Source organism: Serratia proteamaculans, from assembly GCF_013337185.1.
GTDB classification, from domain to species: Bacteria; Pseudomonadota; Gammaproteobacteria; order Enterobacterales; family Enterobacteriaceae; genus Serratia; species Serratia proteamaculans_D.
In genome coordinates, this window is the sequence record NZ_SWDE01000008.1 from 53,236 (window position 1) to 74,576 (window position 21,341).

General features: G+C 56.1%; 15 protein-coding genes and 3 tRNA genes. 7 read left to right on the forward strand and 11 right to left on the reverse strand.

Annotated features, from left to right (window positions below):
• Positions 1-54 precede the first annotated feature (54 nt).
• Complete coding sequence (xni, locus tag FCL49_RS22490; RefSeq protein ID WP_174355205.1) at positions 55-810, forward strand: flap endonuclease Xni; 756 nt, start codon at positions 55-57, stop codon at positions 808-810.
• Between the two features lie 30 nt (positions 811-840).
• Here xni and rlmM read toward each other — a convergent pair whose 3' ends face one another.
• From rlmM to FCL49_RS22510, 4 genes are all read right to left on the reverse strand, one after another.
• A complete protein-coding gene (gene rlmM / locus FCL49_RS22495) occupies positions 841-1,944 on the reverse strand; it encodes a 23S rRNA (cytidine(2498)-2'-O)-methyltransferase RlmM (RefSeq protein ID WP_174355206.1) in 1,104 nt (367 codons plus the stop codon).
• Positions 1,937-2,332 carry a DUF423 domain-containing protein gene (locus FCL49_RS22500; RefSeq protein WP_135317758.1) on the reverse strand — a complete coding sequence of 132 codons (396 nt, stop codon included), beginning with the start codon at positions 2,330-2,332 and terminating at the stop codon, positions 1,937-1,939. Before FCL49_RS22500 ends, rlmM begins: the two co-directional genes overlap by 8 nt.
• A 52-nt stretch (positions 2,333-2,384) precedes the next feature.
• Positions 2,385-3,302, reverse strand: a complete 918-nt coding sequence (locus FCL49_RS22505; RefSeq protein WP_012146508.1) for a transcriptional regulator GcvA — start codon at positions 3,300-3,302, stop codon at positions 2,385-2,387.
• Positions 3,303-3,684: 382 nt separating this feature from the next.
• Positions 3,685-3,909 (reverse strand): YgdI/YgdR family lipoprotein, encoded by a 225-nt coding sequence (locus FCL49_RS22510; RefSeq protein ID WP_174355207.1) that lies wholly within the window; start codon positions 3,907-3,909, stop codon positions 3,685-3,687.
• A 194-nt stretch (positions 3,910-4,103) separates the two neighbouring features.
• Here FCL49_RS22510 and csdA point away from each other — a divergent pair, with 194 nt between their 5' ends.
• Together csdA and csdE are read left to right on the forward strand one after the other, a co-directional pair.
• Positions 4,104-5,309 carry a cysteine desulfurase CsdA gene (gene csdA, locus FCL49_RS22515; RefSeq protein ID WP_174355308.1) on the forward strand — a complete coding sequence of 402 codons (1,206 nt, stop codon included), beginning with the start codon at positions 4,104-4,106 and terminating at the stop codon, positions 5,307-5,309.
• Positions 5,310-5,327: 18 nt separating this feature from the next.
• Positions 5,328-5,762: a cysteine desulfurase sulfur acceptor subunit CsdE gene (csdE, locus tag FCL49_RS22520; protein ID WP_174355208.1), complete on the forward strand. Its 435-nt coding sequence runs from the start codon at positions 5,328-5,330 to the stop codon at positions 5,760-5,762.
• Here csdE and tcdA read toward each other — a convergent pair.
• Both tcdA and mltA read right to left on the reverse strand, forming a co-directional pair.
• Positions 5,753-6,559, reverse strand: a complete 807-nt coding sequence (gene tcdA / locus FCL49_RS22525) for a tRNA cyclic N6-threonylcarbamoyladenosine(37) synthase TcdA (protein WP_012146512.1) — start codon at positions 6,557-6,559, stop codon at positions 5,753-5,755. The two genes, csdE and tcdA, sit on opposite strands and share 10 nt — an antisense overlap.
• A gap of 76 nt (positions 6,560-6,635) precedes the next feature.
• Complete coding sequence (mltA, locus tag FCL49_RS22530) at positions 6,636-7,778, reverse strand: murein transglycosylase A (RefSeq protein WP_153859263.1); 1,143 nt, start codon at positions 7,776-7,778, stop codon at positions 6,636-6,638.
• Positions 7,779-7,991: 213 nt separating this feature from the next.
• Between mltA and FCL49_RS22535 the strand changes: the two genes are divergently transcribed.
• From FCL49_RS22535 to FCL49_RS22545, 3 genes are all read left to right on the forward strand, one after another.
• Positions 7,992-8,068: transfer RNA gene (locus FCL49_RS22535), tRNA-Met, on the forward strand.
• Between the two features lie 67 nt (positions 8,069-8,135).
• Positions 8,136-8,212: transfer RNA gene (locus tag FCL49_RS22540), tRNA-Met, on the forward strand.
• A gap of 64 nt (positions 8,213-8,276) precedes the next feature.
• Positions 8,277-8,353: transfer RNA gene (locus FCL49_RS22545), tRNA-Met, on the forward strand.
• A 128-nt stretch (positions 8,354-8,481) separates the two neighbouring features.
• Here the strand turns inward: FCL49_RS22545 and FCL49_RS22550 are convergent.
• Together FCL49_RS22550 and amiC are read right to left on the reverse strand one after the other, a co-directional pair.
• On the reverse strand, positions 8,482-9,825 hold the full coding sequence (locus FCL49_RS22550) for an MFS transporter (protein ID WP_174355209.1): 1,344 nt from the start codon (positions 9,823-9,825) through the stop codon (positions 8,482-8,484).
• A 341-nt stretch (positions 9,826-10,166) separates the two neighbouring features.
• A complete protein-coding gene (amiC, locus tag FCL49_RS22555; protein ID WP_174355210.1) occupies positions 10,167-11,417 on the reverse strand; it encodes an N-acetylmuramoyl-L-alanine amidase AmiC in 1,251 nt (416 codons plus the stop codon).
• A 239-nt stretch (positions 11,418-11,656) separates the two neighbouring features.
• Between amiC and argA the strand changes: the two genes are divergently transcribed.
• The gene (gene argA, locus FCL49_RS22560; RefSeq protein WP_135317763.1) at positions 11,657-12,982 is read left to right on the forward strand and encodes an amino-acid N-acetyltransferase; all 1,326 of its coding nucleotides are present in this window, start codon (positions 11,657-11,659) and stop codon (positions 12,980-12,982) included.
• Between the two features lie 41 nt (positions 12,983-13,023).
• Here argA and recD read toward each other — a convergent pair whose 3' ends face one another.
• The 3 genes from recD to ptrA are packed head-to-tail and all read right to left on the reverse strand — an operon-like array spanning position 13,024 to position 21,322.
• Positions 13,024-14,889 (reverse strand): exodeoxyribonuclease V subunit alpha, encoded by a 1,866-nt coding sequence (gene recD / locus FCL49_RS22565; protein ID WP_174355211.1) that lies wholly within the window; start codon positions 14,887-14,889, stop codon positions 13,024-13,026.
• Positions 14,886-18,437 (reverse strand): exodeoxyribonuclease V subunit beta, encoded by a 3,552-nt coding sequence (gene recB / locus FCL49_RS22570; protein WP_174355212.1) that lies wholly within the window; start codon positions 18,435-18,437, stop codon positions 14,886-14,888. Before recB ends, recD begins: the two co-directional genes overlap by 4 nt.
• On the reverse strand, positions 18,434-21,322 hold the full coding sequence (ptrA, locus tag FCL49_RS22575; RefSeq protein WP_174355213.1) for a pitrilysin: 2,889 nt from the start codon (positions 21,320-21,322) through the stop codon (positions 18,434-18,436). Before ptrA ends, recB begins: the two co-directional genes overlap by 4 nt.
• Between the last annotated feature and the right edge of the window lie 19 nt (positions 21,323-21,341).

Genomic DNA, 21,341 nt, shown 5'->3' on the forward strand with positions numbered 1-21,341 from the left:
AGCAATCCGGGGCGGCCTAATAACCGCCCTTCTTTTTTCTGACCTTGTAAGCCCATGATGATACACCTACTGATTGTCGATGCCCTCAACCTGATCCGCCGCATACATGCCGTGCAAGGGTCCCCCTGTGTGAATGCTTGCCAGCACGCACTGCAGCAGTTGATCCAGCACAGTCGGCCAACGCACGCCGTGGCGGTGTTCGATGAGGACGACCGCAGCGAAAGCTGGCGCCACCAAATCCTGCCCGACTACAAGGCAGGACGTTCGCCAATGCCGGACAATTTGCAGCAGGAAATGCCGCAGTTACGGCAAGCATTTGAAGCGCTTGGCGTTGCCTGTTGGCACTCTCCTGGCAATGAGGCCGACGATCTGGCGGCAACGCTGACCGCCAAGGTTGCAGGCGGCGGCCATCAGGTGACCATAGTGTCCACCGACAAAGGCTATTGCCAACTGTTGGCACCCAGCGTGCAGATCCGCGATTATTTCCAAAAACGTTGGCTGGATATGCCGTTTGTGCAGCAAGAGTTCGGCGTATCACCACAGCAGTTGGCGGATTACTGGGGGCTGGCGGGAATAAGCAGCAGCAAAATCCCCGGCGTGACGGGTATTGGGCCGAAGACGGCGGTATTGCTGTTACAGCAGGCAGGGTCGCTGGATGGGTTATATCAAAGTCTGGAACAGGTGCCGGAAAAATGGCGCGGCAAGCTGGAACAGCATCGCGAGATGGCCTATGTCAGCAAAAGAGTCGCTACCTTGCGCACCGATCTGACGTTAACCGGCAACCTGCAGCAACTGCGGTTACCGGTTTAATCACGGGCGCTGTAAACAGCGCCCTGTCATTTAATCGCGCTCGTCGCGACGGCCTGCCACGGCCGACCACATACGGCGAACGTGCACGGTAACTTCTTCACGATCGTGATACAGCTGTTTGGCATGAATTTCTGAACTGATGCCCGCCGAATCCAACGCTTCCTTGATGGCCAGCAGATTCTGCGAAACCTCTTCGTAACGTTTTTTCATCGGCAGTTTCAGGTTGAAGATCGCCTCACGGCACCAGCCTTTCACCAACCACTGGATCATCAGGCTGGTCACCTTCGCCGGCTTCTCAACCATGTCGCACACCAGCCAGTAAATCTTGCTGCTGGAGGGTTCATATTTAAAACCGTCGGCGCGGTGATGCGTCACCTGGCCGGTATCCATCAGGCTCTGTGCCATGGTGCCATTATCCACCGCGTGCACCATCATGCTGCGTTGCACCAGTTGATAGGTCCAGCCACCCGGGCAGGCGCCCAGATCGACCGCGTGCATACCGCTGGCCAAACGCTCTTCCCACTCATCGGCAGGAATGAACACGTGGAACGCCTCTTCCAGCTTCAGGGTAGAACGGCTCGGCGCATCGGATGGGAACTTAAGACGCGGAATGCCCATATAGAACGGTGAGTTGTTGTTGCTGAAGGAGTAACCCACATAGCAACACCCCGGAGCGATAAAGAACACATGCACCACTGGGCGGGTCTTGTTCTCACGCGCCATCAACACCTTCTGCTCACGCATCGCAGTACGCAACGGTACCGTCAGTTTGCGACAGAACTTCAGCAGTTCTTTGCTTTCGTTGGTATCCGGCACTTCCACGCGCAGCTCACCGCCACGATCGACTACGCCAATCAGCATGCCAACAATTGGAGAAACCCGATCTTCCGGTGGTAAATCGCGCAGCAACTCGCCAACCACCAATATCTGACGGGCAAAAATCAGCTCACGGAACGGGATTTCCTTCGCCAGGCGATCGGCGTCATCCGGCTGGTAGCACTCGAACAGCACGTAGCCGCTGTTATCCTTTACTCTGGCGAAACCGAACACTTCCAGTTCGGCAGCCTTGGCGGTAATTTCTGCCGCACACTCTTTTTCAAAGCCTTGACGGCAATACAACGCAAGTCTATTCATGGCGCTCGGCCTTTTTCCTCAGACGCAAAGCGCCAATCAACATCAATACCCAACCGCTCAGGAAACACACGCCGCCAATCGGCGTGATATAAACCCAGAACTTCAGGTGTGACAGCGCCAGACAGTACAGACTGCCGCTGAACAATACGGTACCGAGCGCCAATAACGCTCCGCTCCAGTAAAACCACAGGCTGACGCGGCGTTGCATTGCCACCGCCAGCGCCAGGATCGCCAGGGTATGAAACCCCTGATAGTCCAGTCCGGTACGGATCCAGACCATCTCGTTGGCACCCAGGGTGCCACTTAAAACGTGTGCGCCAAACGCGCCCAGAGCAACAAATACAAAGCCACTGATAGCGGCAAAAATCAGCATTGAACGACTGCTCATCGTTATTTACCTTTATTGAAGAAAACCGGCTGCGGCAAAGTGGCGACCGGCCTCATTGTTCGTAGCGAAAGCGGAACTTTTCTTGTTCGCTGGCTGCCCGAGCCAGGATCCACTGACGAAAGGCGGCTATTTTACCCAGTTCTGCCTGACTGTCATGACATACCAGATAAAAAGCATTTTTACTGACCAAAACCTCGTTAAACGGACAAACCAAACGCCCGGCTTCAATCTCGGTCTGCGCCATCACGTTATTCACCAGCGCAATCCCCTGCCCATGCACCGCCGCCTGAACCACCATCGCGCTATGGCTGAAAATAGGCCCCTGCTGCACATTAATGTGCTGCAACCCCAACTGACGGGTATAGGCCAGCCAATCGCGGCGTGAAGTATCATGCAGTAGCGTGTGATAAGCCAGATCGCTCGTCATTTTTAACGCATGTTCCCCGGTCAGCAGGCTCGGGGAGCACACAGGCAACAGATATTCCGCGTATAAACGTTCGGCTCGCAATCCGGTCCAGTTGCCGCGGCCATAGAAAATCGCCACGTCGACATCATCCGCCAGCTTGTCTTCTTCGCGGTCCACGGCCTGGATACGCACGTCGATTCCCGGATAAGCTGAGTTAAAGCCGGACAGGCGTGGCACCAGCCACTGAATAGCAAAACTCGGCGGCAAACTGACGGTTAATGCCCCCTTGGCGCTACGTGCCTGCAGCTTGCGGGTGGCCTCATTGATTGAGGTGAAAATTTCTTTGATATCCAGGTAATAACTTTGCCCTTCTTCCGTCAGCAACAACGAGCGGTTGCGGCGCCGAAACAGCTTCAGGCCGAGGAAGTCCTCCAGCGACTTGATCTGGTGGCTCACCGCGGCCTGGGTGACAAACAGTTCTTCTGCCGCTTTGGTAAAACTCAGGTGACGGGCAGCCGCGTCAAAGACCCGCAGTGCATTAAGAGGTGGTAAGCGTTTAGACATTTATTAGCTACTTTTGTGTAACAATAATCCGAGTGATTCGGCATAAAAAATCAGGCGGCGTTGTCTGCCGTGCGATAGGCACCAGACAGCAAAGCGCTACCATTAGTTTTTTTAATCCGAGCCATTATAAATTGTCCGTTGAGCATGCGCCAGTAAATACCTATAGTGGCGGCACTTCCCGGGCCGGAACGAAAAGGGAGTGGGTGTCGAGGACGCCGATGAACTTTTGGCTTGTGGTTGTGATGTTGTGTTTGCAAATTGTCTGGCAATCCAGACGTGGTAGCTAAGCTACTGTTTTTCACTTCCTGTACATTTACCCTGTCTGTCCATAGTGATTTTATGCAGCACCGCAATCTTTGCGGTGCTTTTTTTTTGCCCGGCGTTATTGGTCGTTTTCAACCATTTCCTTCACGTCTGAACGGTTGATCTGCTGCTCAACGCCGTTGGCGTCTTTATAGCTGATCATCCCGGTGTCGTTATCCAACGCGGGTTTTCCTTTAGCGACAATGGTGCGTCCATCATTGGTCTGCATCACGTAGTTGCTGGAGCAGGCGGCCAGGGTAAACGTTAGCATCAGGGCAGAGATAACTGCGGCTGTTTTCTTCATTGTGGACTCCTTGTAGTTTTAAATGCTGTAAAAACCTTTTATGTTATTTAACGCCATGACTTAGTGCGCACTTAACAGCATAACAAACTTACCTATAATTTCCAGCCGATGAATCCTAATATGCGGGATAGCTTGTCTCTGGCGGTAAAATAAGACAGGATCGGCCATTGACTCAAGCCAGTGACAATCAGGTTATGACACCTTTTAATCCCATCGCCTTTCGTAATCAGTTTCCTGCCTTGCAGCAAGCGGGCATTTATCTCGACAGCGCCGCCACCGCGCTGAAACCGCTGGCGGTCATCAATGCCACACAGCAGTTTTACCGTGACGATGCCGCTACCGTGCACCGCAGCCAGCATCGAGCGGCGCAGGATCTGACCGCACGCTTCGAGCAGGCTCGCCAACAGGTCGCTACGCTGGTCCATGCTCCTTCAGCCGACGACATTATCTGGACCCGCGGCACCACAGAGGCCATCAATCTGGTGGCGCAGAGCTATGCCCGCCCCCGACTGCAGCCCGGCGACGAAATCCTGGTGAGCGAGGCCGAACACCACGCCAACCTGATCCCCTGGCTGATGGTGGCGGAACAAACTGGCGCTCGGGTGGTGAAACTGCCGCTGGGTGCAGACCGCCTGCCGGATCTGTCCCAATTACCAAAACTGCTGAGCGATAAAACCCGCCTGCTGGCACTGGGCCAAATGTCCAACGTCACCGGCGGTTGTCCGGATCTGGAGTTGGCCATCCGGCTTGCCCATAGTGCCGGTGCTCTGGTGATGATCGACGGCGCGCAGGGCATAGTCCACTGTCCGGCTGACGTTCAGCGGCTTAACATCGATTTCTACGCTTTCTCCGGGCATAAACTTTATGGTCCCACCGGTATCGGTGCGCTATACGGTAAAAGCGAATTGCTGGCGCAGATGGCCCCCTGGCAAGGTGGCGGCAAGATGCTGACTCAGGCGTCCTTCGACGGCTTCACGCCGCAAAAACCGCCGCACTGTTTTGAAGCCGGTACGCCGAATATCGCCGGTGTGTTGGGATTGGCCGCCGCATTGGAATGGCTTGGTACGCAGGATCTGGCAGCAGCCGAACAATACAGCCGCGAACTGGCCGATCTCGCCGAGCAACTATTGGCGCAATTGCCGGGGTTCCGCAGCTTCCGTTGTTCCGGTTCCAGCTTACTGGCGTTTGATATTGCCGGTATCCATCACAGCGATATCGTCACCCTGCTGGCAGAACAAGGGATCGCGCTGCGGGCCGGTCAGCACTGCGCTCAGCCACTGATGGCAGCGCTGGGTGTCAGTGGGACGCTGCGCGCCTCCTTTGCGCCATACAACACGCGGGAAGACGTCGATACCCTGGTAGCCGCACTGCAGAGCGCCATCGACCTGCTGGCCGATTAATTGAATCCCGGAGACACTATGCTTGCCCCCCATCCTTTTGGCCGCGAAATCACCGCCGAAGCGCTGGTCGAAAAATTTACCGCTCTGAAACAGTGGGAAGATCGCTATCGCCAACTGATCATGCTGGCGAAACAATTGCCGCCGCTGCCAGAGGCATTACGCGCAGCGGAAATGGAGTTGAGCGGCTGTGAGAATCGGGTCTGGCTGGGGCATCAGTTACTGGCGGACGGCACGCTGCACTTTTATGGCGACAGCGAAGGCCGCATCGTGCGCGGCCTGTTGGCGATACTGCTAACGGCGGTAGAAGGAAAAACGCCGCAGCAGATAGCAGCGATGGATCCCCTGGCACTGTTTGAACAACTGGCGTTACGCGCTCAACTCAGCGCCACCCGAGCCAGCGGGCTGGCAGCACTGGCTGCTGCCGTGAAGGAAATGGCCGCTCGCTACGCCTGACGTGCGGCTTTCGCCACCATCTTCTTCAGCGCATGGGAAACGGCAACAAAACCAAAGGTAGCGGTAACCATGGTTGCCGCGCCAAATCCCGCACTGCAATCCATTCGTTTTGGCCCTTCCGCGGTACTGCGCGATGCGCAAACGCTGCCATCCGGCTGCGGATAAACTAGCGGTTCGCTGGAAAATACGCAGTCGATGCCCAGTTTGCCCTTGCTGTTCTTCACCACGTTGAAATCATTTTTCAACCGCTCACGCAGCTTGGCCGCCAGCGGATCCTGAATGGTTTTGGCCAGATCGACCACTGCAATCTGGGTCGGATCTATCTGACCACCTGCACCGCCGGTAGTGACCACCGGGATCTTGTAACGGCGACAATAGGCCAGCAGTGCCGCCTTCGGCCTCACGCTGTCAATCGCATCGATGACATAGCTAAAATTGTTATTCAGCAGCTCTGCAACGTTGTCCGCAGTAATAAAGTCGTCAATGCAAGTCACCCGGCACTCCGGGTTGATCGCCAGAATACGCTCCGCCATCACTTCCGTTTTTGACTGGCCCACATGCTGACGCAGCGCGTGAATTTGGCGGTTGGTGTTGGTGACGCAGACATCATCCATATCAATCAGCGTAATAGCGCCGATACCGGTGCGCGCCAACGCCTCTGCCGCCCAGGAGCCCACGCCACCGATGCCAATCACGCAAATGTGCGCCTGGGCAAACAGCGCCAGGGCCTGCTGACCGTACAAACGTGCCGTGCCGCCAAAACGCTGCAGATAGGCTTCAGAATAGGCTGTGCTCATAACGCTTTAAATACCTTAACATTGCAAATGATAAGGGCCGGAAAGCCCGGCCCTTGCGGATCTAACCCATTAACCGTTAACGGGTAACCAACAGCGAACCACCGGAAGCGGAACCGTTCTGGCTGGTGAACAACGGCGCGTTAACGTTGGCGCCTTTCAGCACCCAAACGCGGCCGTAGTGATTGTAAAAACCGGCCGAGTGACCGGCATCCGGCCCGATACCCTGGTACATATCGAAGTGCTGGCCTTTGATCGCCCCACCCACGTCCAGAGCCACCATCAGGCGCATCTCATATTTTCCCGTGAATTTACCCTTGTTGTCCAGCAGCGGCACCTCTGCCAGCAGCGTGGTACCCGCCGGGATCAGTGAGCGGTCGGAAGCCACCGACGCCTTGGCAACCAGCGGCACGGCGCTGGCACCCCGTACCGGCGCAAAGGCTTCAGGACGGAAGAAGACAAAGGAAGGGTTCTGCTCCAGCAACTCGCGCACTTCGGCGGCGCTGTGGGTGTCCGCCCATTGGCGGATAGCCTGCATCGACATATCCGCTTTGGCCACTTCACCGCGATCGATCAGCACTTTACCAATGCTGCGATACGCATGGCCGTTCTTGCCGCCGTAGCCGAAGAACACCAACGGCTGGCCGTTACCATAATCCACATAACCACTGCCCTGGACTTCCATCATAAAGTTGTCCATCAGCGAGTTGGTGTACGCCACAATATAGCGGTCATCCAGTGCGCCCGAGTAAATGCCCGCGCGATCGGGCAGACGGCCTTTACCTTTTGGCGGCATGCGGTACAGCGGGTAACGGAACTCGCCCTGCTGGGTATAACGTGCCTGCAGCACCGGCGTGTAGTAACCGGTAAACTGCACGTTGCCATAGCTGTCCACGCCTTCCATTTGGTAAGCGCTGAGGCCGTATTGGTTCAGAGTGCGAGTGTCGGCACCGGATGCCATCCAGCTTTGTACCGCCTGGAAGGTAGTATTGTTGCGATTAAAAAGTGAAGGAGAGGCATATTTAATCTCCATCAGCTGATCCGAGTAATCCTTGGCATTAACCGGTACGCCCCTGGCGTTGGGTTGGTTCACCAACTCCAGCGACTGATCCAGGTGACCATCCTTATATTGTTGTCCCCGGTCGGTCGGCTTGGAAGAACAGCCCGCCAGTACCGCTACCATTAACCCGCCCAGCAGGTATTTGCCCCAACGTCCTTTCATCGCGCACACTCTCTACATATATGATCTACCGGCGAACGATAACAAACGCCCATAGATAAAGGAATCGCCGCCAATAAAAAAAGCCCCAGGGGCAATAACGATGAAAAAGAACGCAGATTGCGGACTAATCCAGCAGAAAGACTGTTTTAGTTCAATTAAATGCAAAAAGGGTTGCAACAAAATGCACGGAGAGTATAGTGCGCTTCCATCGGACGCGGGGTGGAGCAGCCTGGTAGCTCGTCGGGCTCATAACCCGAAGGTCGTCGGTTCAAATCCGGCCTCCGCAACCAACCGATATTGCCAGAGGCAGTATCAAATAAAGTGTTGGATTCGATGAAAAAGAAAGTATTATACGGACGCGGGGTGGAGCAGCCTGGTAGCTCGTCGGGCTCATAACCCGAAGGTCGTCGGTTCAAATCCGGCCTCCGCAACCAACAGATACTGTACCAGCGGTATCACATGAATTGTTGGTTTCGATAATACAAGCATTAAGACGGACGCGGGGTGGAGCAGCCTGGTAGCTCGTCGGGCTCATAACCCGAAGGTCGTCGGTTCAAATCCGGCCTCCGCAACCAATCTTGATGACTACAAATAAGCACCTTAACGGGTGTTTTTTTGTATCTGAAATCCGCCAAAAGCTGATTCACCGCGATCGGACAGAACCATCCCACACGTAAATGACACCAAACCAGAGTCCCGCTTATCAATCATAATGGCTTTCGCGTTTTTGCAGCCACATCCCCCATACAGCCAATGCAGATATCACCGCGGGCACGGCCGCAAGCAACAACAAGTCAGAAGCTATCCAATGCCGGGCAATCAACGCAGCACCCAATAATGGGCCGAGCATAGAAGCCCCCCGTCCGATCCCCAATCCCCAGCCCACGCCGGTTGAGCGCAAAAATGTTGGATACCCGTTTGCCGAAAGCGTATTCACACCCGGCATGCCCCCGACGACGAAAATTCCCGTGACGAAGACGGAGCTGAAAAGCATAAGCAGGTTTTTCGGATCAAAACCGATGGCGGCTATTGAAAGGGCTGCGATCGAAAAACCGGTGATGAGTACCGTGTAAGCACCCAATTTGTCAATGAGACGGCCAAGCGCCAGGGTGCCCAAAACTCCGCCAAACTGTAATGCCCCCGTTGCCAAATTGGCTATTTCCAGCGACAGACCGGCGTCTTTGATAAGGGTTGGCAACCAGTTGGCCAAAAAGTAGAGATCGATAAGATTCATAAAGTTCACCAGCCAAAGTAGCAGTGTGAAGGTGGCTCGATTGTCGCTAAAGAGATCAACCACCGTTGCCTTGGCTCGCACCGTACCAACATGACCGACGGAAAGGTCAACACTAAGTACTTGCTGCTCGGAAAACACTTTACGCAGGGTTGAACGAATCGCCTTTTTCCCTTTTCCACACCTCAACATCCATTGTGCCGATTCCGGCAGGTACACCCACATAGAAATCGCCAAGATAATAGGCACAAGACCACCGAGCATAAAAACAGCTCGCCAGCCGAATTGGGGGATCAGTAAGGCAGCGGCAATGCCGCCAAGCCCGCCGCCAATAGCAAAAAAGCAGCTTATGGTGGTGATATAGGTCGCACGCTGACGCAAGGGGCTATATTCGACCACCAGCGCAATGCAGTTTGGCATGACGCCACCTAAGGCTATGCCGGCAAGGAAACGAAATACCGTGAGTTGATTAATATTCTGCGCAAAGGCCGAACAAAGTGTGAACACGCCGAAAACCAACGTGGCAGAAATGATAGACGGCCTTCGGCCGATCCTGTCGGCCAGCCACCCAAGTGCAAAACCCCCAATAGCAATGCCGGCCAAACCGGCGCTAAATACCGGACCCAGCAATGCCGTTTCGAGCGACCATGCATCTCGAATTGCTGGTGCGGCATACCCCATAGCCTGGATATCGAAACCATCACACATCAGACAAAGCGCACATAAAGTCAGCAAAAAGAGCTGGCCGCGACGCGTCCCCACTCTGTCTACCATATCCTGGATACTCTGTTTTCCTTCATTTACAGACGCTGACATGGGAGATCCTTTTCGACATGACACAAAAATATATTTTTTAATAAAATATATTTTTTAATCACTGTCAATGTTCGAGGCTGATTTTTGAGCGCATGAGCTTATCGACAAACGAATATTTGCGGTTTCGCCGACCAGGCGGCAATCGAAGTCGCAGTTTGCATAGGGATTTAGATGGGGGATAACGACTGTTGTGGCCGCTCACTGTCTCGGACACGGCCAATAAGCGGGTAACTAAACGGGTTTAACAGGAAGGTGCGCGAAGCCACTTTCTCACTAAGAATTTGAAAAATGAAATATTTTTACTTCCAATAGACAGAAAAGCCTCAGTACATCTCCCTAATTTATCTGCGCGCTACCGCACCACCGTTGGCAAAGTACGCCTTGATACCCGCCAGAATAGATTCCGCCACCTGCTGCTGGAAATGTGTGGTACGCAGCTTGCGTTCTTCTTCGATGTTGCTGATAAACGCCGTCTCAACCAGAATTGAAGGGATGTCCGGCGCTTTCAATACCGCAAAACCGGCCTGATCGACACGATTCTTATGCAAACGGTTTATTTTACCCATTCGGTTCAGCACTTCCTTACCGAATTTCAGGCTGTCATTGATGGTCGCGGTTTGTATCAGATCAAACATGGTGTGATCCAGGTAGCGGTCACCGCTTTTGCTTACGCCGCCGATTTGGTCGGATTCATTTTGGGTCTGCGCCAGGAACTTCGCCGCCGAACTGGTGGCACCTTTGGTCGACAGCGCAAATACCGATGATCCACGTGCGGCCCGGCTGGTAAAGGCATCGGCGTGGATGGACACAAACAGGTCAGCACGCTGCTTACGCGCCTTCGCCACCCTCACCTTCAGCGGAATGAAGACGTCTTCATTGCGCGTCATAAACACCTTCATATTCGGCTCACGCTTGATTAGCGTGCTTAGCCGGCGCGCAATCTGCAATACGATGTCTTTTTCACGGGTTTTGAATTTACCAATCGCTCCTGGATCTTCACCGCCGTGACCGGGATCCAGCATGATAACAATCGGTCGGTCACGCCCCGCCTTACCGGCCTGTGGCGCTTCCGCCGGCAACGTACGCTCAAGATCGCCCTTGTTGTAATCTTCCAGTAACGCCAGCAGCGGATCATAGTCTTCGCCGCTGCCGCCCTTGCTCGGGTACAAGTCCATCACCAGACGATTGCGGTATTCCGGCACCGGCGCCAGAGTGAACATGTGCGGGCTGACGCTGCGCTTAAGCTCCAGCACCAACCGGACGGTGTTTTGATCAAACTGACCAACGCGCGCCTGTTTCAGGTAGGGATCGTCGTCACGTACCTGGCCCACAATGCCCTTCAGCACGCTGTTGAGCTGCACGCCTTCAATATCCACCACCACACGATCGGGATTGGTCAGCGCAAACTGCTTATATTTCAGTTCAACGTTAGATTCGAGCGTCACCCGGGTATAGGTGGAGGAAGGCCAAACGCGTACGGCAATGACATGCGATGAGGCAGCGAAACCTGTGCGACTCACACTCAGCAACCAGCTTGCGGCAACCCCCTGCAATAAACGACGGCGGCCCAGATTGTGATTTGAGTTTGGCATGCGGCTCCAGCAGTGGTAACAGATTAAAACAGATGAAAAAAACACCAGTTAACAGGAATGCCGAAAACTTTAACCAATCATTCCGGTGCTGTCATCAGAAAATCTTTTTATGGTTTTTCAATTTATTAACGATTCAGCGCCCCCGACAAGGAAATAGAGATAATTTCTCACTTGCCATTAGGGCGATAAAAGAATAAAAATACAAAAATATCGTATAAATATGCAAATGAGGTTTGGCCGTGAAGGAACGTAGTACAGAGCTGGTCCAAGGATTCCGTCACTCAGTTCCCTATATCAACGCCCACCGTGGCAAGACGTTTGTCGTTATGCTTGGTGGCGAAGCCATAGAACATGAGAACTTTGCCAACATCGTTAACGACATCGGGTTGCTGCATAGTCTGGGTATTCGTTTGGTGGTGGTTTATGGCGCGCGGCCTCAGATCGACGTCAATCTGGCGCAGCATAATCTCGAACCGATTTATCACAAGCACACCCGCGTCACCGATGCCCATACGCTGGAGCTGGTTAAACAGGCGGCGGGTCTGCTGCAACTGGATATCACCGCCCGGCTGTCAATGAGCCTCAACAACACGCCATTGCAGGGCGCGCATATCAACGTGGTCAGCGGTAACTTTATCATCGCCCAGCCGCTGGGGATTGATGACGGTGTGGACTACTGCCACAGCGGCCGCATCCGCCGTATTGATGAAGAAGCCATTCACCGTCAGCTCGACAGCAATGCCATCGTGCTGATTGGCCCGGTGGCCGTTTCCGTCACCGGCGAAAGCTTCAACCTGACCTCGGAAGAAGTGGCAACCCAGTTGGCAGTCAAGCTGAAGGCCGAGAAAATGATCGGCTTTTGTTCGTCACAGGGGGTCACCAATCAGGAAGGCACCATCATTTCCGAACTGTTCCCCAACGACGCGCAAAAACGCATTGAAGAGCTGGAGGAGCATGGCGACTATCATTCCGGCACCGTGCGCTTCCTGCGTGGTGCGGTGAAGGCCTGCCGTAGCGGCGTGCGCCGCAGCCACCTGATCAGTTATCAGGAAGACGGTGCGCTGGTGCAGGAGCTGTTCTCCCGTGATGGTATCGGCACCCAGATAGTGATGGAGAGCGCTGAACAAGTGCGCCGGGCGACGATTAACGATATCGGCGGCATCCTCGAGCTGATCCGTCCGCTTGAGCAGCAGGGTATTTTGGTACGCCGCTCACGTGAGCAACTGGAGATGGAGATCGACAAATTCACCATTATTGAGCGCGATAACCTGACCATCGCTTGCGCAGCGCTGTATCCGTTCCCGGAAGAGAAGATTGGCGAGATGGCCTGCGTTGCGGTTCATCCTGACTACCGCAGTTCGTCACGGGGTGAAATGCTGCTTCAACGGGTGGAAAGTCAGGCACGCCAGATGGGCCTGAGTAAACTGTTTGTGCTGACTACCCGCAGCATCCACTGGTTCCAGGAGCGTGGCTTCACGCCGGCGGAAGTCGACGTGCTACCGGTTGAAAAACAGGCGCTGTACAACTATCAACGCCGTTCCAAGATCCTGCTGGCGGATCTGTAATTGTTGGCGGGCGCAGCGTGCTGCGCCCTGTCCATCATCGCTTAAGCCTTGATCTGCAATCGCTCCGCCAACCCGCTACGGCGCTGGGTCGGGGTACGGATCGCCCGCATCAAAACTGCATCGATGGCATACAGCGAAAGCTGCCTGCGAGCGCGGGTGATTGCGGTATACACCAGTTCACGGGTCAGCACCGGCAGGAAATGATTGGGCAGCACCAGTACCGTATGGTCAAACTCCGAGCCCTGTGACTTGTGCACCGTCATCGCATAAGCGGTTTCATGCGCCGGTAACCGGCTCGGCTGCACCGACTTGATGCTGCCGTCCGGCAATTGAAAGTGAACACGCAGTTCACCGCTCTCATCCCGCAAGGCAATGCCAATATCGCCATTAAACAGCCCCAGAGCGCTGTCATTGCGACCAATCATCACCGGACGGCCGGAATACCAACGCCCAGCGGCTCCCGGCTTACGCTGGATCAGCCCGGCACGTTGCAGCCCCGTCTCAATGCGTTCATTTAATCCGGCGATGCCGAAAGGCCCCTCGCGCAGCGCGCACAGCACCTGGAAATGACCGAACGCCGCCAATACCGCCGCGGCGTCCGCCCCTTCGCCCACCAATCGCAGATAATCACGATAACCCGCCACGCAGGCATCCAACAGCGCCTGATAGTCTTGCGTTTCCGCCAGTGGATAACCGCTAACGTCAGCGAAACTGCCGCTGAGCGCCGCCATTGCCCGCTTGCCATCACCGGCGTTCACGGCAAAGGCCAATTGACCAATGCCCGAATTGGCATCAAACCGGTAGCTTCTGCGCAGCAGGCACAGACTGTCGCGTACCGCAGCTTCCGCCTGGGCAGTTTGCCCCTGCAACAGGCAGCCGGTCAGCCGCGAAAGTTGCTCCGCACGCGCCACACTGTAACCTTGCTCGGCAAAGCGGCAAATATCTCCCAGTACCGCCCCAGCTTCTACCGACGCCAGTTGATCGCGGTCGCCCAGGAAAATCACCCGTGCCTGAGCTGGCAAGGCGGCAATCAAACGCGCCATCATAGGCAGGTCGACCATGGAGGCCTCATCGACCACCAGCACGTCCAGATGCAGCCGGTTGCCACTGTGATAGCGCATACGCTGACTGTTGGGCTGAGCGCCCAGCAGGCGATGCAACGTGGAGGCCTCGGTAGGGAACAGCGCACGCTGCTCCGGGGTTAACGCCAGTTGTTTGCCGGCGCTGCCCAGGGATTCGGTTAAACGCGCCGCCGCTTTGCCGGTAGGCGCCGCCAACTGGATGCGCAAACGCCTCCCTTCGTCGAGCTGCACCAGCGCCGCCAGCAATTTGGCGACCGTGGTGGTCTTACCGGTGCCCGGCCCACCCGAAATCACCGCAATACGTCGCGTAGCGGCCACCGCGGCAGCAATTTTCTGCCAGTCGGGTTCATCGGTCGCCTCACCAAATAATTGGTCGAGAATGGCACGCAGGTCGGCCTCTTCAACCGTCTGAGTCAGGCTGTCGCTGCTGATGCTGCCATCACTGATAAAGGCGGCAACCTCACCCTCGTTCTGCCACATGCGCTGCAGATACAAGCGCTGTTGTTGTAACACCATCGGCATCGCGGTGCTGCCGTCGCCCACCGCCGCACTGGCCGACAGCCGCCGTTGCCAACCGGCCACATCCAACTGCCCTGCCGCCAACCACGCAGCCTGAGCCAGCTCCGGCTGACGTCCGTCAAAAAGGTTTTCCGGCAGCAGCTGCTCCAGCATCAGGCAAACGTGCCCCGCACCAGCCTCCGCGCTGAGGCAGGCAGCAGCCAGCAGCATCTCAGGCTCATCCGCTCCAGCGACTACGCGAGCGAACTGCAAATCCAGTGGGCGTAACACGCCAAGCGCCTGCGCCTGTTCCAGTAGAGCGATCATGATGCATCCTCCACCGCAGCGGTTTTACCGCTGAATAACAAATCCATGCCTTCCACCAATGGCTCCTGCGGGCGGCAGGCGAAAATGCCGTTGCCCGGATGCTGTGCATCCACACCGCGCAGGAAAAGATAAATCACCCCACCGAAGTGCCGCTGATAATCATAATCCGGCAATCGATGGCGCAGATAGCGGTGCAGTGCCAGCGTGTATAGCTGGTACTGCAAGTCGTAACGATGTTCCGCCATCGCCTGCTCCATCGCCGGTTGGGTATAGGCGCTGCTGTCTTCGCCCAACCAGTTGGATTTGTAGTCCAGCAGGTAATATTTCCCCTGCCAGCAGAACACCAGGTCAATAAATCCTTTCAGCATCCCCTGCACCTGCTGGAAATCCAACTCAGGGCAGCGGGCAGAAAGCGGATCGTAACTTTTCACCAGCTTATCCAGTTCACGCGCCTGCAACAGCTGCTCGATCGGCAGATAAAACTGCAGCTCGGCCTGCTTATGCTGCGGGGCCAGCGCTGACAAAGCGACGCCGGTATCATTAAGCGGGGTGTTCAACAGCACCTGCATCCACGCCAGCAGTATCGGTTGCCAGTGTTCGGCAAACCCTTGTTGTTGCAACTGCTCCAGCAACCACGCCTCATCGAGCGGTTGGGTAAAGTCGATCGTTTCAAACAGACTGTGCAGGAAGGTTCCCGGACCGGCGCCACGCGGAAAGGTATGCGGTGTGAGCGCTGGCTCACTGTCCTGCGCCTGCTCGCCGGCGGCATCTACATCCAACCGAGGCAACAAATCCTGCATCAGGCTGGTGCCGTGCTGTTGCAGACCGGTATAGCTGGTCACCCGCCAGAAATCCTGCACCTGACGTGAGAAGTGTTTCGCCGCCAGCTCGCTCAAGTCTGGCGTTTGCGGCTGCCAGGGCTGCTCGTCCAGGGTTTCGACCAGCGACAGCGCAACACCATCGACGGCCAACTTTTGCAGACGTTGCTGCAGATAAGCCGCATCGCCGGCCTGGCCAGCCTGCACCAGATAGCCCAGCGCGCTGCGGTGTAAATCACTATCACCCTGTTTCTTGCGGGTACCCTGAATCAGCGGCGCAATGCCGATGCTGCAGTGGTAGACCGAACGGGTCAGCGCGACATACAACAGGCGCAGATCTTCCGCCAGCCGCTCCTCCTCCGCCCATTCGATACTTTGCTCATCGGCGTTGAGATCCAGCAGGGCCTGGAAGCTGTGGCGATCGTGGTAAAGCACCTGCTGCTGCTGACGGAAATTACCAACGAACGGCAGCCATACCAGATCGAACTCCAGCCCTTTGGATTTATGGATGGTGATCACCTGCACCAAATGGCGGTCACTTTCCAGCCGTAGCTGCTGGTTGTCGGACTGCCGATTGGGCTGAGCAATCTGCTGCGCCAGCCAACGCACCAGCGCATGCTCGCTGTCGAGCTGTGCGGAGGCTTCCTGCAATAGCTCGCCCAGATGCATCACGTCGGTCAACCGGCGCTCACCGCCGAGGCTGGCCAACAGGTTCTCTGCCAGATGGCGCTGATTCATCACCTCACGCAGCATCGGCAACACGCCGCGGCGCAGCCACAGCGTGCGATATTTATCGAACTCATTGACCAGGGCATCCCAGGCACGCTCATCCCGGTTCAAGCCGTCCAGCGTCGGAGCGTCCAGCCCCATCAGCCCGGTCGCCATGGCACTGCGCAGCGTACGTTCCTGCTCCGGCGCCAGCACTGCCTGCAGCAGCCACAGCAAATCCTTGGCTTCTGGCGTATCGAATACGCTGTCGCGGTTGGACAGATAAACCGAAGGTATCGCCAGCGCACTCAGGGCGTCGCGCACTAATGCCGCCTCATTGCGGCTGCGCACCAGCACGGTAATGTTTGACGCCTCTACCACCCGCCGTTTTTTGCCGTCTACCAGCCAGGCCTGTTGGTCTTGCCCGGCGCTGAGCCAGTCGCGGATTTGCGTGGCGCACAGGCGTGCCATCAATTGTTGGTACTCACTAACGCCAACACCTTCCCCCTGCTGCAGCCAGAACTGCATCGCCGGCTGCGGCTGGTTGTGCAGCTCAAACGCCAGCCCCCGATTTTTCTCGGCGGCGGCCACCTCAATAAAGGGAATTTGGCCGAACAGGAAAGGTTTTTCCACCTGCGCAAACAGATGGTTAACGCTTTCCACCATCGCCGGTGAGGAGCGCCAGTTGGTTTCGAGCGTGTAGTGGGCGCTTACCTCTGAACGGGCGCGCATATAGGTAAAGATATCGGCACCACGGAAAGCGTAAATTGCCTGCTTGGGATCGCCGATCAGCAACAGGCCGCATTCAGGCCTGCCGACATAGAGTTTTTGGAAGATGCGGTATTGCTGTGGATCGGTATCCTGGAACTCATCGATCATCGCCACCGGGTAACGCTGGCGGATCGCCTGTGCCAAACGTTCACCACCGTCACTCTGCAACGCACTGTCCAGCCGACTTAACAGGTCGTCAAACCCCAGCTCAGCCCGCTGGCGTTTCTCCTGCTGAATGGACAAACGTATCTCGCTCAGCGCCCGCGCCATGATCAAATCACGCAGTGTCAGCGGTTCATCGAACAGGTCGTCGATCGCCACAAACAATGCATGGCGCGGCGGTTCGCCTTTTTTGGTTTTCTCCAGCAGTACCGACTGACGGAATTTATCCAGCTCTTTCGGCAGCTGATAGTCCTGAGTTTCCAGCACGACCCATTCACCGACTTTGTGCAGCCAGTTAGGCAGGTTTTTGCTGCTGTAACTGCGCTTATCAACGCCAGACTGGTTGATCAACGCTTCCAGATCGCCCGCAGCTGCCAGCCACTGCGCTTTAATGGCGTCAATACGCGCCACTATTTGCTCATGGCGCATCAGCACCGTTTCTTCATCCTTCGGCGGCCGACGCAGCATGGGAGCTTCACCATGCAGATAGCCGGAAAGATCGGCCAGCAGCGCTTCCGGGCCGCTCCACTCCTGGCTCACCGCCCTGGCAACACCGATCGGCAACGGATAACAATGACGACGCCAAAAGTCCGCACAGGCCTGACGGCGCAGCGGCAGTTCATCCTGCACCAGCGTTTGCTCAAACAGAATGCCGGACTCGAAGGCGTTGTGGGTCAGCATACGCTGGCAAAAACCGTGGATGGTGTAAATTGCCGCTTCGTCCATCTGCCGTTCGGCGGCCAGCAACTGTGCAGCGGCATCGGGCAGATCGTCAATTTCCGCCATTAACGCGTTAAATAACGGATCTTTACTGCTGCCACGCACACAAGCAATGCGTAAGCCATGGATATTGCTACGGATACGTCCACGCAGCTCCTCGGTGGCGGCCTCGGTAAAGGTCACCACCAGGATCTCCTCTACCGTCAGCGGCCGGGGAAAGGCCGCCGCCTGGCCCAGGCCAAGCAGCAGGCGCAGATACAGCGCACCGATGGTAAAGGTTTTACCGGTCCCCGCCGACGCTTCTATCAACCGCTCGCCAAACAGCGGCAACGTTAGCGGATCAAGTCGCTGCGGGGTGGTCTCTGTCATGGCGTCGCCACCTTACGCGGCAGGGTTTTCTGCAGCGCAGAGGCGTTTGGATAAGTTACCCAGCTCGGCTGCACGGCGTAATCCGCCTTCTCTTGCCCACTGCCACTCACCTGCGACAGCACCGCCAGCCCCTGCGGCTTAATCACCGCCTGGTGGAAATAATCCGCCAGTTTGCTCGGCGTCAACTGCTTGATCTGCTCAATCAGCTTATGACGAGTATCAAATGCGAAGTTGCCACGGTCGAAGTCATTGGAGAAGCGGCCGGCTTCTTCGCTCAGGGTTTGCGGACGCTGTTTCAGTTCGTTGATCATCGCCTGCTTATACTGCTCGAAGTCCGCTTCTTTCATCTCTCGCAGGCGCTTCTCGGTTTTCGGGTAGAAATCCTGATAGCGCTGATACAGGTACGCCGGTTGCTTGCTGTTACTTTGCAGCAGGAAACCAATCCCCCACTGACGGCCGACGGACATCGGGAAAGCAAACACCGCGTAGCCCAGCTGTTCCTGGGTACGCAGTTGGCTGTAGAACCATGGCTGGATAATTTGGCCCAGCAGCGAGCTGTAAGCCATGCCGGTCACTTCGTCGTAGCCGGTCGGCACATACACTGCCGCCAGCGCCGAGTCGGTGCTGCTGCCTGCCCGCTGCAAATTGGCCAACTGGCTTTTAGTCACTTCAACGTCTTCGCCGTGCCACCATTCAACACCGGTACAACCCAGACGGTGTTTCAGCGTGGAGGCCAGGGTATCCACCTGCTGCTTACTCATATTGCCCACCACCAACAACTCCGGTGTCGCCTCGGCCAGCAGGCTGTCACGGTAGGCCAGCACGTCTTTCAGCGTCAGGGTTTTCAGCACCTCACGGCGCTCGCTGCGTTCGGAGTAAGGCACGCGGGACACCATCTGCACCGGCTGGATAGCCAGTTCAAACGCTTTGCCCTTCTCGGCGGAATCCAACTGTTCCAGATACCAGGATTTGGCCTGCGTCAGCTGATCTTCGGTCGGTGTGAAGCTGGAGTAGCCCTCGATCAGTGAGGTCAACAGTTGCGGCAGACGCTGGGTAAAGCCATTGGCGCTGAACTCCAGACCGTTGTTCGGCGAGGTTGAGAAACTCAGCCCGCCAACCGAAGCCTGATAACTCAGTTGATCCAGTGAAATCCCTGCCAGATAGTCAGTCAAAGAGAATAAGACCTGGTTGCGTGCAGAATCCATGGTTTTCGCATTGCGGAACGCCACCGTGACGTCAGCCTTAGGCTCGTCGGCAAAGTAACGGCTCGGCATATACAACACGCGCAGGCCCGGTTGGTCGACCACCATCTCCGGCTTTTTAAACTCGTGCGAAGGTTTGGTCAGGCTGAAATCATCAGGAATATACGGGTTCAGCGTGGGTAACGACAGGCTGATCCCTTTACCCAGTTGCTGCCACTGCTCAAAGCGCTGCGGGGTGATTTTATCGACCTGATACGGCGCATTGACGAAGTAGGCCATCTTGTTGTGCGGCTCATTCGGGCTGACGAACCAGATACGCGCATTTTGCGGCGTCATGGCGTCCAGACGCTCGGCAATGGCCTTGGCGTCATAGCGGTCGGCCAGGTAAGGCGAATCCAGCGTATGTTCGACCGGTACGCGCAGCATGGTATCCACCAGCCATTCGATGTAGTCCATATCACGGGTGATCGACGGATAGCGGAAATCCAGATTCAGTACGTGGGAAATCTCATCAAAATAGCTTTGCTTGATGCCTTCGCTACGCAACATTTTCAGGTAATTGAAGATGGCCGCGACCACTTCGTCACGCTTGGCCAGGCCTTTATCGGTCAGCGAGACGCTGATCGAGAATACGCCGCCGTTGCGATCGACCATAGGATCGGCCCCGGCATTGATGGCATCCGCCAATCCCTGCTTTTGCAGCCAGTCAGACAGGGTATTTTGGCTGCGGTTGCCAATCAGGTAACTGATATAGGTATCGGTCTTGCTGCGGAATTCGGCACTGTTGTTGTCGATGCGGAATTCTACTTTCAACTGTTTGCGCGGCTGGGCCGGCACATAATGAATAATGATGCCCTGCTGTTCAGGGGTGACCGCCGGGACTTTGATCGGCGGTACGCTGGCGTCTCGGTTAGGGACCTTGCCAAAGGTTTTGGCCGCCAGTTCAGCCAGTTCCGGCAATGGCTGGTTGCTGTACAGCACCCCCATCATCAGATTGGCAGAATAATAACGTTGGTAGAATGCCGTCAGTTCATCGTGCAGTTTGCTGCCCGGCTTGTCTTTTAAGGTATCGAGGTTACCGCCAGAGAAACGCGCGCTCGGGTGAGCCGGGTTCAGCGTTTCCGCCCCGACCTGCGCCATGCGCATACCGTCGCGTGAGCGTGCCATCGTCAGTTCGGCGTTGACCGCATTACGTTCACGATCGGCGTTGCCCGGATCCAGCAGCGGCTCGGCGATGGCGTCCGCCATGCGGTCTACCGCAGGGGCCAGCGCGTCGTTTTCCACTTCCAGATAGAACGCAGTGCGGTAAGACGCGGTGCTGGCGTTATGGCTGCCACCGTGCTTCTTCAGGAACTCCGACAGGTTTTCCGGTTGCGGATAGCGCTTGGATCCCATCAGCACCATGTGCTCCAGGTAGTGCGCTAACCCAAGCTGACTGTTCGGATCTTCCAGCGAGCCGACCGGCAGCGCCAGCGCCGCCAGTGATTTCGGCGCCTGAGCATCGGAAACCAACAGCACGGTCATGCCGTTGGTCAGCTTGATCGCCTGATATTGGCGCGGATCGTGATCGCTTTTATTGATCTTCTCCGCCAGCGGTTGCCATCCCTGTGCGGCCCAGCTCAACGGCGCCCAAAACATAACCACTAATACTAACCCGGTGATGCGGGCCAATTGTCTGCGCATATCCAAAATAAACCCCTAT

Coding starts and splice junctions, on each gene's coding strand:
- xni (WP_174355205.1), top strand. CDS start 55: ATGATGATACACCTACTGATTGTCGATGCCCTCAACCTGATCCGCCGC.
- rlmM (WP_174355206.1), bottom strand. CDS start 1,944: ATGAATAGACTTGCGTTGTATTGCCGTCAAGGCTTTGAAAAAGAGTGT.
- FCL49_RS22500 (WP_135317758.1), bottom strand. CDS start 2,332: ATGAGCAGTCGTTCAATGCTGATTTTTGCCGCTATCAGTGGCTTTGTA.
- FCL49_RS22505 (WP_012146508.1), bottom strand. CDS start 3,302: ATGTCTAAACGCTTACCACCTCTTAATGCACTGCGGGTCTTTGACGCG.
- FCL49_RS22510 (WP_174355207.1), bottom strand. CDS start 3,909: ATGAAGAAAACAGCCGCAGTTATCTCTGCCCTGATGCTAACGTTTACC.
- csdA (WP_174355308.1), top strand. CDS start 4,104: ATGACACCTTTTAATCCCATCGCCTTTCGTAATCAGTTTCCTGCCTTG.
- csdE (WP_174355208.1), top strand. CDS start 5,328: ATGCTTGCCCCCCATCCTTTTGGCCGCGAAATCACCGCCGAAGCGCTG.
- tcdA (WP_012146512.1), bottom strand. CDS start 6,559: ATGAGCACAGCCTATTCTGAAGCCTATCTGCAGCGTTTTGGCGGCACG.
- mltA (WP_153859263.1), bottom strand. CDS start 7,778: ATGAAAGGACGTTGGGGCAAATACCTGCTGGGCGGGTTAATGGTAGCG.
- FCL49_RS22550 (WP_174355209.1), bottom strand. CDS start 9,825: ATGTCAGCGTCTGTAAATGAAGGAAAACAGAGTATCCAGGATATGGTA.
- amiC (WP_174355210.1), bottom strand. CDS start 11,417: ATGCCAAACTCAAATCACAATCTGGGCCGCCGTCGTTTATTGCAGGGG.
- recD (WP_174355211.1), bottom strand. CDS start 14,889: ATGATCGCTCTACTGGAACAGGCGCAGGCGCTTGGCGTGTTACGCCCA.
- recB (WP_174355212.1), bottom strand. CDS start 18,437: ATGACAGAGACCACCCCGCAGCGACTTGATCCGCTAACGTTGCCGCTG.
- ptrA (WP_174355213.1), bottom strand. CDS start 21,322: ATGCGCAGACAATTGGCCCGCATCACCGGGTTAGTATTAGTGGTTATG.